This window comes from Amycolatopsis sp. CA-128772 (genome assembly GCF_002904295.1).
In the GTDB taxonomy this organism is placed as follows: domain Bacteria; phylum Actinomycetota; class Actinomycetes; order Mycobacteriales; family Pseudonocardiaceae; genus Amycolatopsis.
In genome coordinates, this window is sequence record NZ_PPHG01000068.1 from 26,227 (window position 1) to 40,377 (window position 14,151).

Annotated in this window: 14 protein-coding genes; 6 read left to right on the forward strand and 8 right to left on the reverse strand. The window is 72.3% G+C overall.

All coding sequences use genetic code 11. From position 1 onward, the window contains the following. Positions 1 to 40: 40 nt before the first annotated feature. Positions 41 to 847, reverse strand: a complete 807-nt coding sequence (locus C2L59_RS23815) for a trypsin-like serine protease (protein ID WP_103351732.1) — start codon at positions 845 to 847, stop codon at positions 41 to 43. A gap of 124 nt (positions 848 to 971) precedes the next feature. Continuing rightward, positions 972 to 2,189 (reverse strand): APC family permease, encoded by a 1,218-nt coding sequence (locus C2L59_RS23820; protein ID WP_103351733.1) that lies wholly within the window; start codon positions 2,187 to 2,189, stop codon positions 972 to 974. Between the two features lie 81 nt (positions 2,190 to 2,270). Between C2L59_RS23820 and C2L59_RS23825 the strand changes: the two genes are divergently transcribed. From C2L59_RS23825 to C2L59_RS23840, 4 genes are all read left to right on the forward strand, one after another. Beyond that, on the forward strand, positions 2,271 to 3,047 hold the full coding sequence (locus tag C2L59_RS23825) for a GntR family transcriptional regulator (RefSeq protein WP_103351734.1): 777 nt from the start codon (positions 2,271 to 2,273) through the stop codon (positions 3,045 to 3,047). Positions 3,048 to 3,227: 180 nt separating this feature from the next. Then, positions 3,228 to 3,743 (forward strand): hypothetical protein, encoded by a 516-nt coding sequence (locus tag C2L59_RS23830; protein WP_233223648.1) that lies wholly within the window; start codon positions 3,228 to 3,230, stop codon positions 3,741 to 3,743. Positions 3,744 to 3,819: 76 nt separating this feature from the next. Beyond that, positions 3,820 to 4,332 carry a hypothetical protein gene (locus C2L59_RS23835; protein ID WP_103351736.1) on the forward strand — a complete coding sequence of 171 codons (513 nt, stop codon included), beginning with the start codon at positions 3,820 to 3,822 and terminating at the stop codon, positions 4,330 to 4,332. Positions 4,333 to 4,518: 186 nt separating this feature from the next. Next, positions 4,519 to 5,181 carry a hypothetical protein gene (locus tag C2L59_RS23840; protein WP_103351737.1) on the forward strand — a complete coding sequence of 221 codons (663 nt, stop codon included), beginning with the start codon at positions 4,519 to 4,521 and terminating at the stop codon, positions 5,179 to 5,181. A gap of 51 nt (positions 5,182 to 5,232) precedes the next feature. Here C2L59_RS23840 and C2L59_RS23845 read toward each other — a convergent pair whose 3' ends face one another. The 4 genes from C2L59_RS23845 to C2L59_RS23860 form a co-directional block, all read right to left on the reverse strand. Then, positions 5,233 to 6,891, reverse strand: coding sequence for a fumarate hydratase (locus C2L59_RS23845; protein WP_103351738.1), 1,659 nt, complete (start codon positions 6,889 to 6,891; stop codon positions 5,233 to 5,235). 553 nt (positions 6,892 to 7,444) lie between these two features. Further along, positions 7,445 to 8,479, reverse strand: a complete 1,035-nt coding sequence (locus tag C2L59_RS23850; protein ID WP_103351739.1) for a sigma-70 family RNA polymerase sigma factor — start codon at positions 8,477 to 8,479, stop codon at positions 7,445 to 7,447. A 287-nt stretch (positions 8,480 to 8,766) separates the two neighbouring features. Continuing rightward, entirely contained in the window at positions 8,767 to 9,192 is a 426-nt protein-coding gene (gene dtd, locus C2L59_RS23855; protein WP_103351740.1) for a D-aminoacyl-tRNA deacylase, read from the reverse strand. Further along, a complete protein-coding gene (locus tag C2L59_RS23860) occupies positions 9,189 to 10,691 on the reverse strand; it encodes a methyltransferase (protein WP_199199220.1) in 1,503 nt (500 codons plus the stop codon). Before C2L59_RS23860 ends, dtd begins: the two co-directional genes overlap by 4 nt. Positions 10,692 to 10,719: 28 nt before the next feature. On the opposite strand from C2L59_RS23860, the gene C2L59_RS23865 reads away from it, so the two are divergent. Beyond that, on the forward strand, positions 10,720 to 11,985 hold the full coding sequence (locus C2L59_RS23865) for an amidohydrolase (protein WP_103351742.1): 1,266 nt from the start codon (positions 10,720 to 10,722) through the stop codon (positions 11,983 to 11,985). A gap of 17 nt (positions 11,986 to 12,002) precedes the next feature. Then, positions 12,003 to 12,338: a DUF3099 domain-containing protein gene (locus C2L59_RS23870; RefSeq protein ID WP_199199224.1), complete on the forward strand. Its 336-nt coding sequence runs from the start codon at positions 12,003 to 12,005 to the stop codon at positions 12,336 to 12,338. A gap of 34 nt (positions 12,339 to 12,372) precedes the next feature. Here C2L59_RS23870 and C2L59_RS23875 read toward each other — a convergent pair whose 3' ends face one another. Together C2L59_RS23875 and C2L59_RS23880 are read right to left on the reverse strand one after the other, a co-directional pair. Then, positions 12,373 to 13,245: a carbohydrate kinase family protein gene (locus C2L59_RS23875; RefSeq protein WP_199199221.1), complete on the reverse strand. Its 873-nt coding sequence runs from the start codon at positions 13,243 to 13,245 to the stop codon at positions 12,373 to 12,375. Further along, positions 13,242 to 14,147: a pseudouridine-5'-phosphate glycosidase gene (locus tag C2L59_RS23880; protein ID WP_103351744.1), complete on the reverse strand. Its 906-nt coding sequence runs from the start codon at positions 14,145 to 14,147 to the stop codon at positions 13,242 to 13,244. Before C2L59_RS23880 ends, C2L59_RS23875 begins: the two co-directional genes overlap by 4 nt. Between the last annotated feature and the right edge of the window lie 4 nt (positions 14,148 to 14,151).

Below are 14,151 nucleotides of genomic sequence, written 5' to 3' on the forward strand. Positions count from 1 at the left end.
CTCCGCCGCGGCGGAGGGCCCGCTCTTCGTGCGGAACCGGTTACAGCGTGGCGGCCGCGGCGGCGATCTTCGACGCGAACGTGCTCACCTCGGTGTAGACGCCGGGAGCGTGCGCCCGGGCGCAGCCGTCACCCCAGGAGACGATGCCGACCTGGATCCAGGCGCCGGCGTTGTCCCGGCGGAACATCGGGCCGCCCGAGTCGCCCTGGCAGGTGTCGACACCGCCGGAGGCGAGGTTGCCCGCGCAGATCTCCGCGCTCGGGATCAGGTCGGGGTAGCTGCCGCCCTGGGCGGCGCAGGTGGCGTCGTCGACGAACGGGACGGTCGCCTTGAGCAGGTACCGCTGCTGCGCGCCGCCTTCGCGGGCCGCGCCCCAGCCGGCCACGGTGAACGTGCCGTTGTTGTACGCGCTGGTCGTCGCGATGGGCATGGTCGAGAGCCCGCTCACCGGGCTGGCCAGCTTGATCAGCGCCCAGTCGCCGCCGGTCGAGCTGCCGTAGGTGGGGGACTGGTAGACGTAGGTGGAGCGGATCTTCTGCGCGCTGGTGCTCTGCAGGTCGACGACGCCGACGGTCGCGGTGATCGAGGTGTTCGAACCCGTCCGGCTGACGCAGTGCGCTGCGGTCAGCACGATCTGCTTGGTGTAGAGCGCGCCGCCGCAGCCCATCGAAAGCCGGACCATGAACGGGAACTCGCCCTGGGCCGCCCGGGTGCCGCCGACGACGTCCGTGGACGGCGGCTGGGCGGCGGTGGCGATCGCCGGGGTGGCGAACGACGCGGCCGCGGCGACCGCGGCCAGTGCGGTGGTGGCGTTTCTGAGCAGGGTGAACCAGCGCTTGGGAGCCAAGGGGATCAGTCCTTCCAGTGTCCACAGTGGAGACCGTTGCCGTCAGCGGCCCCATGACTACACCAGGTGAGCAGGACCGGGACAACCGACTTTCTTCGGATGTTTCGGGCAGTTGGGTGATTTCTCACCGGCGTAACCGGCGAACACCGTAGCCCAGACTGCCCAGCAACAGCGCGCCGAAACCGGCCAGCACCGACGGCAGGGGCAGGCTGAACGCCAGCACCACGCACCCGGCCAGGCCGAGGACGGCGACCGGCAGCGCTTTCCCGCGCAGGGTGAGCGCGGCGGCGTTGGCGATGGCGTAGTACGTCAGGACGGCGAAGGACGAAAAGCCGATCGCGGCCCGCAGGTCGAGCGACGCGGCGAGCACGGCGACGACGAGCCCGACGGCGAGTTCGGCCCGGTGCGGCACGTGGTAGCGCGGGTGCACGGCGGCGAGGAACCGGGGGAGGTGGCCGTCGCGGCTCATCGCCAGCGTCGTGCGCGAGACGCCGAGGATGAGCGCGAGCAGCGAGCCGAGGGCGGCGAGGGCCGCGCCCACCCGGACGACCGGGGCGAGCCACCCCGGGACGGCCGCCGCGATCGGGTCCGGGCTCGCGGCCAGGGCGGCCGGGCCGAGCCGGACGAGCAGCAGCACCGCCAGGGCGGCGTAGACCACCAGGGTGATGCCGAGGGCGAGCGGGATGGCGCGGGGGATGGTCCGGGCCGGGTCGCGGACCTCCTCGCCGAGCGTCGCGAGCCGCGCGTACCCGGCGAAGGCGAAGAAGAGCAGCCCGGCCGCCTCCAGCACGCCCCCGCCACCCGGCCACGCGACGAGCGGGCCGCCGGCGGACGGCCCGGCGGCCATCGCCACCCCCGCCGCGGTCAGCACGAGCAGGGTGCACGACACGATCACCCGGGTCGCCAGCGCCGAGCGGTGCACGCCGAAGTAGTTGACGGCGGTGAGCGCGGCGACCACCGCGACGGCGAGCGCGCTCCGCCACGGCTGCCCGAGCCCGGGGGCGGCGTAGGCGACGACGGTCAGCGTCATCGCGGCACAGCTGGCCGTCTTCCCGGTGACGAATCCCCAGCCGGCCAGAAATCCCCAGAATTCACCGAGCCGTTCCCGGCCGTACACGTAGGTTCCGCCGGATTCGGGGTGAATCGCGGCCAGCCGCGCCGACGACGTCGCGTTGCAGTAGGCGACCACGGCCGCGAGCACCAAGGCGATGAGCAGACCGGCCCCCGCGGCGCGCGCGGCCGGGGCGAACGCGGCGAACACGCCGGCCCCGATCATCGAGCCCAGGCCCAGGAAAACGGCGTCGGCGAGGCCGAGCCGGCGTAGCAGCGGGGTCGGACGCATCCGGGTGATCCTCCAAGGGGTGAGCCGTGTTGCGCGCCACAGGGAACCACAGCGCACGGGGAACCGAATAGGGTCGATTCCGTGCCCGCCCCTTCGCGTCATGACCGCCTGTCCGCCGACGGCCCCGTTCTCGACGGGATTCCCGAACACGGCCGTGTCCCGCGGTACTACGCGGTCAAGGTCGAGCTGCTGGCGGTGATCGCGGAACTCGGCGAAGGCGCGGCCCTGCCCACGGAACGCGAACTGTGCGAACGGTTCGAAGTGTCGAGGGCGACCGTACGGCAGGCGGTCGGCGAGCTGGTGCTCGAGGGCAAGCTCAGCCGCCGCCAGGGCAGCGGCACCTACGTCGCCGGCCCGAAGCTCGTCCAGCCCCTGGCCCTGGTGAGCTACACCGAGGGGCTCCGGCGCCAGGGCATCCGGCCCGGCCGCAACGTCATCACGCTGGAGCGGCGCCTGGCCGGCCGCGCCTTGGCCGCCGACCTGCAGGTGACGTCGGACGCCGAGGTGTACCACATCGAGCGGGTCCTGCTGGCCGACGAGGAACGCGTCGGGCTGGAGTCGACATATCTCCTCGTCGAGCGGTTCCCGGACCTGCTGGACGTGTTCGACCCCGGCCAGTCGCTCTACGCGTGCCTGAGCGAGCGGCTCGGCGTGGTGTTCGACGGCGCCGAGGAGCGCGTGGAGACCGTGCTGGCCACCCCGCGCGAAGCCCTGCTGATCGGCACCAACCCGGCCCTGCCGATGCTGCTCACGCACCGCATCGCCTGGGGCCCGGACGGCGCACCGTTCGAGCGTGTCCGTTCCCTCTACCGCGGCGACCGGCTCAGCTTCATGACCCGCCTCGGCCGGGTCGACTGAGGCGGGCGAGGCCGGTGGCTGGGGCGAGCCACCCGGATCTGCGCACCGAGCCGCTTGAGCACGCGATCGGTCGCTCCCGCGGCGGGAAGGTCACCACCCGAGGCCGGGTCGGACCCCGCCTCGGCCGGGTCGGCTGAGCCGGCGATGCAACCCGGCGGGGGTCCGTTCCGTCTGGCAGGTATGCGTACCACGGTGAAAGTGCTGGGCACGGGCCTGCTGCTGCTCACGGTGACGGCCTGCGCGGCGAATTCCGGCGCCGGGGCGCCGGCGGCGAGCGGCCCCGGATCGTCCGAGCCGCCCACGGCGTCGGCGTCGGCGTCGGCTCCCGCGACCCTGACCCCGACGCTCGGCCCGCCGCCCTCGCGAACCGTCGGGCGGCCGACCCAGGGCATCGCGCCGGGCGACGATGTGATCGCCGAGTCGCAGGTCGACGCCCGCGGGCTGCCCGAGGGCTACCCGCGCAGCCTGGTCCGCAGCCTCGACGGGCGGACGCTGACCCTGCAGGCCGAGGAGGGCGGCTGCCGCCGCATCTCGGCCCACGTCGGTGACCAGACCGCGCAGCAGGTGGTCGTGCTGGTCGCCGTCACGTCGGCGCCCAAGGGGCAGATGTGCCCGGACTACATCCGCGAGATCAAGGTGCCCCTGGTGCTCTCCGCGCCGCTCGGCAGCCGCACGGTCGTCCTCCGCCAGGGCTGATCCCGCGGCGGTCCGGGTCCCGTGCAACCCCGCGGCGCCCGCGTTCCGTCTTCGGGGCATGAGGTACTCAGCGAAGGTGGTCGGGACAGGAGCGTTCCTGCTGCTGGCCACGGCCTGTGCCGGCCCGGACCTGCCCACCAGCCAGCCCGCCGCGGGCGGCGTTTCCACGGCGCCCACGGGCAGCGTGTCGACGCCGGCCTCGCCGTCGGTACCGCCGTCACCGGGTGACCCGGTGGTGCCGCAGCCCAACCCGCCGGGCAAGCCCCGGCTCACCGTGCCCGAGGGCAGCACCCCGGTGCCGGCGGCCAAGATCGACGCGACCGCGCTGCCCGCCGGGTTCCCGCACGAGGTGTGGACGTCCAACGGCGGCACGATCCTCGACATCCGCGCCCAGGAAGGCGGCTGCGGCCACGCGCTCGGCGAGGCGGCCGAGCAGACGGCCGGTCACGTCGTCGTCAACCTGAGCGAGACCAAGGCGCAGACCGGGCAGATGTGCACGATGGACATCCGCTACCCGGTGATCTCGGTCGCCCTGGCCGCGCCGCTGGACCAGCGCACGGTGGTGCTGAAGACCACGCCGCCGAAGTGAGCGCGAGGCCGTGGCCCCGGATCGCCCGCGGTCACGGCCTGTCCCGTGTGGACATTCGACGACCAGTGGTCCGGACCACGACGGTGCTGTCGTCGAAGTTGTCGAAAATTGTCGGGCCTCCCGCTGAACCGCCGCCGTGACCGGGCCGTGTCCCGGAGTGAGGTGGCGATCAGAGAGGAGGGGCCCATGCCCCGGTTGAGCAGTGGCCGGCACCGCAAGCAGGCGACCGTCGGATTGGCCGCGTTGCTGGGCGTCGCCGGCGTCACCGCGACCGCCATCGCGCTGAGCAGTCCCGCGGGCAACGCGGCCGAAGCGCCCAAGGAGAACTGCGCGGGACTCGACACCGCGCTGCAGAACAACCTGACCTTCATCGCGGGCCAGCAGGCGGCCCCGGACGCGCAGTCGGCCGCGCGGATCGCCAACCGCCAGGCCGTGGTCGACCTGATCCAGCAGCGGCGGCAGGTGGCGGGCTGCACGGCGAACGTGGCGGCCGGCAACGGCCAGGCCGCGGCGGCGCCCGGCAACTCCGGCAACGCGCCGGGTAAGGCGCAGGCGCCGGGTCAGCAGAAGAAGCAGGACGCCGCCGCCGGCGGCGCGGTGGGCCAGGTCGTCTGTCCCGGTTCGACGGTGACGCTCTCCGGCGAGGGCGGCGCCCCGGCCGCGTCGAGCAACCAGTTCCCGGCCGGGACGAAGCTCAAGGTGACCAATTTGGACAACTCGAAGTCCACGACGGTCGAGGTGACTTCGGTGTCGGGCAGCTGCACGCTGCTGAACAACGCGGCCTTCGAGCAGGTCCGGGAGCCCGGCAAGTTCCTCATCCGGCGCGCGCGGATCGAGCGCGTCGGCTGAGCGTGGGAAACGGGGACACCGGCGGCGGGCCGGTGTCCCCGTTTCCGTGCGTCAGCGGAAGCTGATCTGCAGCACCGGATCGCCGGTGCTGGCGAAGAAGTCGTTGCCCTTGTCGTCGATGACGATGAACGCCGGGAAGTCCTCGACCTCGATCTTCCAGACGGCTTCCATGCCGAGCTCGGCGTACTCGAGGACGTCCACCTGCTTGATGCAGTCCTGCGCGAGCCGGGCGGCCGGCCCGCCGATGGAGCCGAGGTAGAACCCGCCGTGCGCCTGGCAGGCGTTCGTCACCTGCTTCGAACGGTTTCCCTTGGCCAGCATGACGAGCGAGCCGCCGGCGGCCTGGAACTGCTCGACGTAGGAGTCCATCCGCCCGGCCGTCGTGGGTCCGAACGAGCCGGACGCGTAGCCCTCCGGCGTCTTCGCCGGGCCGGCGTAGTAGACCGGGTGGTCCTTCAGGTAGTCCGGCATCTCCTCACCGGCGTCGAGACGCTCGGCGATCTTCGCGTGCGCGATGTCCCGGGCGACGACGAGCGGCCCGGTGAGCGAAAGCCGCGTCTTGACGGGCAGCTGCGCGAGCTGGGCCCGGATCTCGGCCATCGGCCGGTTGAGGTCGACGGCGACGACGTCGTCGGAGAGGTCTTCCTCGGTGACGTCGGGCAAAAAGCGGGCGGGATCGCGCTCGAGCTGCTCGATGAAGACGCCGTCGGCGGTGATCTTGGCCTTGGCCTGCCGGTCCGCGGAGCAGGAGACGGCGATGCCGACCGGGCAGCTGGCGCCGTGGCGCGGCAGCCGGATGACCCGGACGTCGTGGCAGAAGTACTTCCCGCCGAACTGCGCGCCGATCCCGAACTGCCGGGTCATCTCGAGGACCTGCTGCTCGAGGTCGGGGTCGCGGAAGGCGTGCCCGAGCTCGGAGCCCTCCTGCGGCAGGGTGTCGAGGTAGCGCGCGGAGGCGAGCTTCGCGACCTTGAGGTTGAACTCGGCGGACATCCCGCCGACGACGATCGCGAGGTGGTACGGCGGGCAGGCGGCGGTGCCGAGGCTGCGCAGCTTCTCGTCGAGGAACCGCGCGAGCCGCTTCGGGTTCAGGACGGCTTTGGTTTCCTGATAGAGGAACGTCTTGTTGGCGCTGCCGCCACCCTTGGCCATGAAGAGGAACTCGTAGGCCGGGTCTTGCTGACCGTCTTTGTGGTACAGCTCGATCTGCGCGGGCAGATTGGTGCCGGTGTTGCGCTCGTCCCAGAAGGTGACCGGAGCCATCTGCGAGTACCGCAGGTTCAGCTGCTGGTAGGCGTCGAAGATGCCCTGGGAGAGTGCACGCTCGTCGTCACCGCCGGTGAGAACGCCCTCGCCGCGCTTGCCGATGACGATGGCTGTCCCGGTGTCCTGGCACATGGGGAGAACCCCGCCGGCCGAGATGGCGGCGTTGCGCAGCAGGTCCATGGCGACGAACCGGTCGTTCCCGCTGGCTTCGGGGTCGTCGACGATGGCGCGCAGCTGCTGCAGGTGTGACGTGCGCAACAGGTGCTGGATGTCGGTGATGGCGGTGCGCGCGAGGGTGGTCAGCGCTTGGGGATCGACCTTCAGGAACTTCCGCCCGGCGGCTTCGACGGTCTCGACGCCCTCGTCGGTGACCAGGCGGTATTCGGTGGTCGTGTCCTTGCCCAGCGGGAGGACTTCGGTGTGCTGAAACGTGGTGGACGGCACTGCCAGGCTCCTTTGCCAGCTCCGGGATCGGTCCACCTTATGCGCCGGGGAACGGTACGCCGAAGAGGCATCCGGTCACTGTGGGCCACCCCACGCGGCTCTTCTGGGCCCACCACCCCGAAGCCCGATTGTTCACTACGGACGGTGGTGCCGCTGCTGCCGGTTGGGCATTTGAAAGCGGTGGGTCCTACAGGCTTGAACCGACCGCCTGGGTGCGCGAGCCGACCGTCCGGGTGGCGACCTCAGCCGGGTGTGCGCGGGGAGCTGGTCGGGAGGCCGGGTCCACCCCGACGGACCCGACCTCCCGGGGGAAGCTTCCGGGTGCGTGCACACCCGGTCGCGAGGCCTGCGCCGAACACTTCGAGGCTCGCGTGACGCAGGTCATAAGTCAACGCCGCCGAACGGGTGCTGGCGGAGGTTTGCTACCCACGGTGGTGAACGGTGAAACCCGCTTTTCGTGGAAGATTTTCGAGGCCGGCCGAACGCCGGTGGCGGGCCGGGGAAATGACTGAGGGCGGGTGCGTCGCCGCACCCGCCCTCAGTCGAAAAACAATCAGCTCGCGTACGCGCGGAGGCGGTCCGCCCGCTCGCCCTGGCGCAGCTTCGACATGACCTCGCGCTCGATCTGGCGGACGCGCTCGCGGGAGAGCCCGAAGTGCTTGCCGATCTGGTCGAGCGTGCGCGGCTGGCCGTCGTCAAGGCCGTAGCGCAGGCGGATCACGTGCTGCTCGCGGTCGTCCAGCGTCGCGAGGACGCGGCGCAGGTCGTCCTGCAGGAGGCCCGAGATCACGGCGCTCTCCGCGTCCGTCGCCTCGGAGTCCTCGATGAAGTCGCCCAGCGGGGCGTCTTCCTCGGTGCCGACCGGCATGTCGAGGCTTACCGGGTCACGCGAGTGGTCGAGCAGGTCCGAGATCTTGTGCGCCGGGATGCCCGACTCGGCCGCCAGCTCCTCGTGCGTCGCGTCGCGGCCGAGCTGCTGGTGCAGGTCGCGCTTGATGCGGGCCAGCTTGTTCACCTGTTCCACCAGGTGGACCGGCAGCCGGATGGTGCGGCCCTGGTCGGCCATGCCCCGGGTGATCGCCTGGCGGATCCACCACGTGGCGTACGTCGAGAACTTGAACCCCTTGGAGTAGTCGAACTTCTCCACCGCGCGGATCAGACCCAGGTTCCCCTCCTGGATCAGGTCGAGCAGCGGCATCCCCCGGCCGGTGTAGCGCTTGGCGAGCGAGACCACCAGGCGGAGGTTGGCCTCCAGCAGGTGGTTCTTCGCCACGTGCCCGTCGCGGACCAGGGCGGCCAGCTCGGTGCGGCGCTTCGCGGTGAGCTCTTCCGCGGTGTCCAGCATGTGCTGGGCGAAGACCCCGGCCTCGATGCGCTTGGCCAGCTCGACCTCGTCGGCCGCGCTGAGCAGGGCCGTCTTGCCGATGCCGTTGAGGTAGACGCGGACGAGGTCGGCGGCGGGGCTCTGGGCGTCGAGGTCGGCGTCGGTGAGCATCCCCATGCTCACCGGCGGCGGCTCCTCGGACACCTGAGCCGGGATGCGCTCGCGAATCCCGCGCGACTCGCGTTCGAGAGTCTGGACTGACATTCTGCCTCCCCGGTCACGGGCTGAACGTGCTGCTGCGGTCGTCCACCGGGTGCGTACCCGCGCACCGGGGCCTGTGGATCCCGGGACGCCGGTCCGGCCGGCTTGGCTGGACATCTGGCACAACGCTCCGGGTTCCCAAAACGTTCCCGGCTCGTCACCGGAGAAGACGGCTGCCGGAGCGATCCGGTTGCTCAACCAATGCTGAGCTTTTGCTGAGAACGTTCCGTGACGGGGAAACCTGAGAATTCCCTATGAATCCGGCGGAAATCGAACCGGAGGGCAGTGGTCTAGACCTCTACGACAACCGTGAACGGACCGTCGTTCACGCTGGAGACCGCCATCATCGCCCCGAACCGCCCCGTCGCCACGGCGGCGCCGCGGCCGCGCAGCTCGGCTACGACGGTGTCCACCAACGGCTCCGCGACCTCCGGCCGGGCGGCCTGTGTCCACGACGGCCGGCGCCCTTTCTTCGTGTCGCCGTAGAGGGTGAACTGGCTCACCACGAGCAGTGGCGCATTCGCCGTGGCGCATGATTCCTCGCCGCGCAACAGTCGCAGTTCGTGGAGTTTGCGCGCCATCGTGGCCGCCTTCGCGGCGTCGTCGTCGACGTGGATTCCCAGCAGCACAAGCAAACCCGGCTCGTCGATCGCGCCGACGACCGCGCCGTCGACCGTCACGTCCGCCCGCGTGACGCGGGCCGCGACCGCCCTCACCGGTCCGCCGGGACGAGCATCCCGTGCCGGACGAGCTCGCGGACGACGGGCAGCGCGGCGGCGGCCAGCTCTTCGGACGAAAGGCCCTGCGCGGCCGCCAAGAGCTCGATCAGGTCCTCCAGGGGCAGGGCGCCGCGGCAGCCCGCCAGCAGCCGGGTGGCCAGCTCGTCGACCTCGTGCTGCCAGCCCGGCCCGTCGGTGCGGTGCAGCCGCCGGATGGTCGTCGCCCAGCCCTCGTCGCCGGGTTCGTCGACGCTTTCCAGCAAAACCGTGTCGGGGACCACAAAACGGACATCGAGTAATGAATCACCCGATTCGCGCAACCATTCCACCCGGTCGAGCCAGCCGGCCGCTTCCGGACCCAGCGGGTCGTCGTAGGCCTGGCGCAGGTCCTCGCACACCACCGTCGGCGTCCGCCCGGCCGCCCGCCGCAGCGTGACGAACCCGAAGCCGATGCCCCGGACGTCGTTCGCGGCGAACCAGTCCAGCCACGCCGCCGCCTTCGCCCGGCCCTCCGGCGAGCGCGGGTCGAGGCCCGCGTCCCGCAGCCACGTGCCGACGTAGAGCGCCGGATCGGCGACGTCCCGCTGCACGAACCAGGCGTCGGTCTCGGCGGGCAGCCAGCGGCTCACCCGGTCGGCCCAGTCCTCGCGGGAGGTGTGCAGCCAGGAGGCGAGCAGGTGGCCGGTACCGCCGTCGTTGAGGAAGCCGGGCAGCTGCCGCACGACCAGCGCGCTCGCGTCGTCGCCGGCCAGCCCGGAGTCGCGGTAGGTGTAGTCGACCCGCGCCGGGCCGACCACGAACGGCGGGTTGCAGACCACCTGGTCGAACCGCCGCCGCGCGACCGGGGCGAACCACTCGCCGCGGACCAGCTCGACGTCCAGTTCGTTGAGCCGGAAGGTCGCCGCGGCCAGGGCCAGGGCCCGCGCCGAGACGTCGGTCGCGGTGACGCGCTGGGCGTGCCGGGTCGCGTGCAGCGCCTGGACGCCGTTGCCGGTGCCCAGGTCGAGCAGCGTGCCGACCGGACGCCGGCTGGTCGCGCGGATCAGCGACAGCGACGCGTGGCCGACGCCGAGTACGTGGTCTTCGGGCACCGTGGTGCCCAGCACGTCGGCGTCGAGGTCGGAGACGACCCACCAGGAGCCTTCCTCGTCGCCGTGCGGCCGGATGTCCAGCGCGGCGCGGTAGCCGCTGTCGACGCCCGCCAGCACCCCGGCGGCGACGGCGTCTTCGGGGGAGAGGGGCGCGAAGGCGGCCTTGACGGCGGTCTCCGGCTCGGTGCCGCCGAGCAGGAACAGCCGGATCAGCGTGCCGAGGTCACCCGCGTCCCGGCTCGCGCGTTCGGCCGGCACCGGCTCGCCTCGGCCCAGCGCCGCGTGCGCGGCCCCGCCGAGGGCCGCCACCACGCCGTCGGCGTCGTAGGCGGTGCGCCGGAAGGCCTCGCGCAGCCGCGCGCAGACGTCGTCGGACAGGTCGGGCAATGCGCTTCGCGTGCTCACGGTGGGTAATGCTGCCACGATGGCCCCCGTGACCCTTGAACGCGTCCTCGCCCCGCTCGACGCGGCGCTGCCCGAACTCGAAGCGCTGTACATCGACCTCCACCGGCACCCGGAGCTCTCCTTCGCCGAGACCCGCACGGCGGCCGAGCTGGCCCGGCGGCTGGAGGCGGACGGCTACGAGGTGCACACCGGCATCGCCGGCACCGGCGTGCTGGGCGTGCTGCGCAACGGCGAGGGACCGGCGGTGCTGCTGCGGGCCGACATCGACGCGCTGCCGGTCGAGGAGAAGACCGGGCTGTCCTACGCCAGCACCGCCCGCGGCACCGACGAGCACGGCACCGACGTCCCGGTGATGCACGCCTGCGGGCACGACATGCACGCCACCTGGCTCTCCGGCGCCGCCGCGCTGCTCGCGAAGGGGCGCGACACGTGGTCCGGCACGCTGCTGGTGGTGTTTCAGCCGGGGGAGGAGAGCGCGGGCGGCGCGTCGGCGATGGTCCGCGACGGCCTGTTCGACATCGCGGGGAAGCCCGACGTCGTGTTCGGGCAGCACCTGGTGCCCGGCCCGGCCGGCTGGGTGCTCACCCGGCCCGGCGTGATCATGGCCGCGACCGACACGCTGCGCGTCACCCTGCACGGGCGCGGCGGGCACGGTTCGCGCCCGGAGACCACCGTCGACCCGGCCGTGCTGGCCGCGTCCGTGGTGCTCAAGCTGCAGACGATCGTCTCGCGGGAGATCGCCGCCACCGACTCGGCCGTGGTCACGGTCGGTTCGCTGCACGTGGGCACCGCGGCCAACGTGATCGCCGACGACGCCGTCCTGGAGGTCAACGTCCGGTCGTTCGACCAGGCCGTGCGCGAGCGGGTGCTGGCCGCGGTCGAGCGGATCGTCCACGGCGAGGCGGCCACGGCCGGGGCGCCGAAGCCGCCGGACGTCGAGCGGTCCGGCGCCTACCCGATCACCGAGAACGACGAAGCCGCCAACGACGCGCTCACCGAGGCGTTCCGCGGCCACTTCGGCACCGACGTCGTGCTGCCGGCGCCCCTGATCACCGGCAGTGAGGACTTCAGCGAGTTCGGCCGCGCGGCCGGCGTGCCGTCGGTGTTCTGGCTGGTCGGCGGCTACGACCCGCAGACGGTGATCACGGCGATGACCGAGGGCCGGTTCGAGCGCGACATCCCGTCGAACCACTCGCCGCGGTTCGCCCCGGTCCTGCACCCGACCCTGCGCACCGGCATCGAAACCCTCGTCGTGGCGGCGTTGAGCAAGATGCGTCACCCAGGTGTCGGATGAACCGCGCAAGTGGGACGATGGACAGCGGAGGTGGTGCAGTGACCACGCCCGCCAAGGACTCGGACCCGGTGCTGATCACCGGGGCGGCCCCGTCGTACGAAGAGCAGTTCGCCGCGCGCAAGCGCAAGTACGTGATCATGATGGCCTGCCGGATCCCGTGCCTGATCCTCGCCGGGCTGACCTACCACACCTGGTGGCTGGCGCTGGGGTTCCTCGCGATCTCGGTGCCGCTGCCGTGGATCGCGGTGCTGATCGCCAACGACCGCCCGCCCCGCAAGTCCGAGCAGGTGAACACCTACCGGCACGAGGCGAAGGCGATCGAAGGCACCAGCCACCGCGTCATCGACGGCTGAAACGCGGCACTTTCACGTGAAAGTGCCGCTTCTCTCACCCGGGCTGGGGGCCTACCTTCCCGACGGCGAGCGCGCCCAGGCGGGTTCCGTGCCGTAGGACGTCCACAGTGGACTCGCCGGCCAGCCAGCCGGTGAGCACGCCGGCGTCGAAGGCGTCGCCCGCACCGGTCGAGTCGATGCACTCCGCCTCGACCGCCGGGACGCTGGTGACGCCGTCCGCGCCGACCCAGCTGGCGCCTTCGAGGCCCGCCGTGACCACGACTGCGCCGACCGTGCCGAGCAGTTCCTTCGCCGAGGCCGGGTCGGCCGAACCGGTCAGCGCGACCAGCTCTTCGGTGTTCGGCATCAGCAGGTCGACGCCGCGGACGTCGGCCAGGAACGCGGCCGGGTCGGTGATGTGCGCGGCTGCTTGGGGGTCGACGGACGTCGTCAGCCCGGCTTCCTTCGCCGCGGCCAGCGCGGCGAGCCCGGCCGCGCGCGACGGCGGGTCGAGCAGCACGTACCCGGACAGGTGCAGGTGGCTCGCCCCTTCGAGCGCCTCGGGCGTGACGTCGGCGGGCGCGAAGCGCTGGTTCGCGCCCCGGTCGGCCAGCATGCTGCGCTGCCCGGACCCGTCGACCATGACGACGACGCAGCACGTCGGCGCCTCGGGGTCGACGGCGAACGCGCACCGCACGCCCGCCGCCTCCAGCTCGGCCCGGATGAGCCGGCCGCCCGGGTCGTCGCCGATCCGCGCGAGCAGCGTCGTCTCCGCGCCGAGGTGCCGCAGCCACAGCGCCGTGTTGGCGCCCGAGCCGCCGCCGGTGAACCGGATCTTCGCGCGGGCGTCGCCGCCGTGCGGCAACGGCTTGTCGTGCCGGGCGATCACGTCCAGGGCCGCGTCGCCGACCACCACGATGCCACTCATGCCAGCGCCACCGCGACCTCGGTGGCCAGCTTGGCGTTGTTCAGCACCAGCGCTTCGTTCGCGTCGATGCTCACACCGCCGCTCGCGGTGTGGAAGTGCTCCAGCAGCACCGGCGTGACCTCGGCGCCGTGCACGCCCTGCTCTTCGACGAGCGCGAGCCCCTCGGCGAGCAGCCGGTCGTGCAGTTCTTTGTCCATTTCGGACGCCGCGGGGATCGGATTCGCCAGCAGGACACCGGAACTCGCGTAGGCGCGGTGCGCGTCGATCACGGCGGCCGCCTGCTTCGGGTCGTCGACCCGCCAGCCGACCTGGTGTCCCGACGAGCGCAGGTAGAACGCCGGGAAGTCGTCGGTGCGGTAGCCCAGCACCGGCACCGAGTTCGTCTCCAGCACCTCGAGGGTGGCCGGGATGTCGAGCACGGACTTCACCCCGGAGCAGACGACCACCGTCGGCACCTTCGCCAGCACGCCGAGGTCGGCCGAGACGTCCCAGGACTGCGCCGCCCCGACGTGCACGCCGCCGAGCCCGCCGGTGGCGAACACGCCGATCCCGGCCGCGGCGGCCAGCGCCGACGTGCTCGCCACGGTCGTCGCGCCCGAGCGGCCGAGGCCGACGGCCGGGCCGAGGTCGCGCAGCGAGAGCTTGTCCAGGCCGGCGTCCGGCGCGCAGACGCGCTCGAGCTCGGCGGGGGAGAGGCCGACCACGACCCGCCCGTCGAGCACCGCGATCGTGGCCGGGACGGCGCCGCCGTCGCGGACCACGCCTTCGAGCCGGCGGGCGACGTCGAGGTTGCGGCCCGGCGGCAGGCCGTGGGACAGGATGGTGCTCTCCAGCGCGACGACGGGGTGCCCGTCACGCAGCGCCGAGGCGACCTCTTCGTGCAGCGAGAGTGCGGTAGTCACGAGA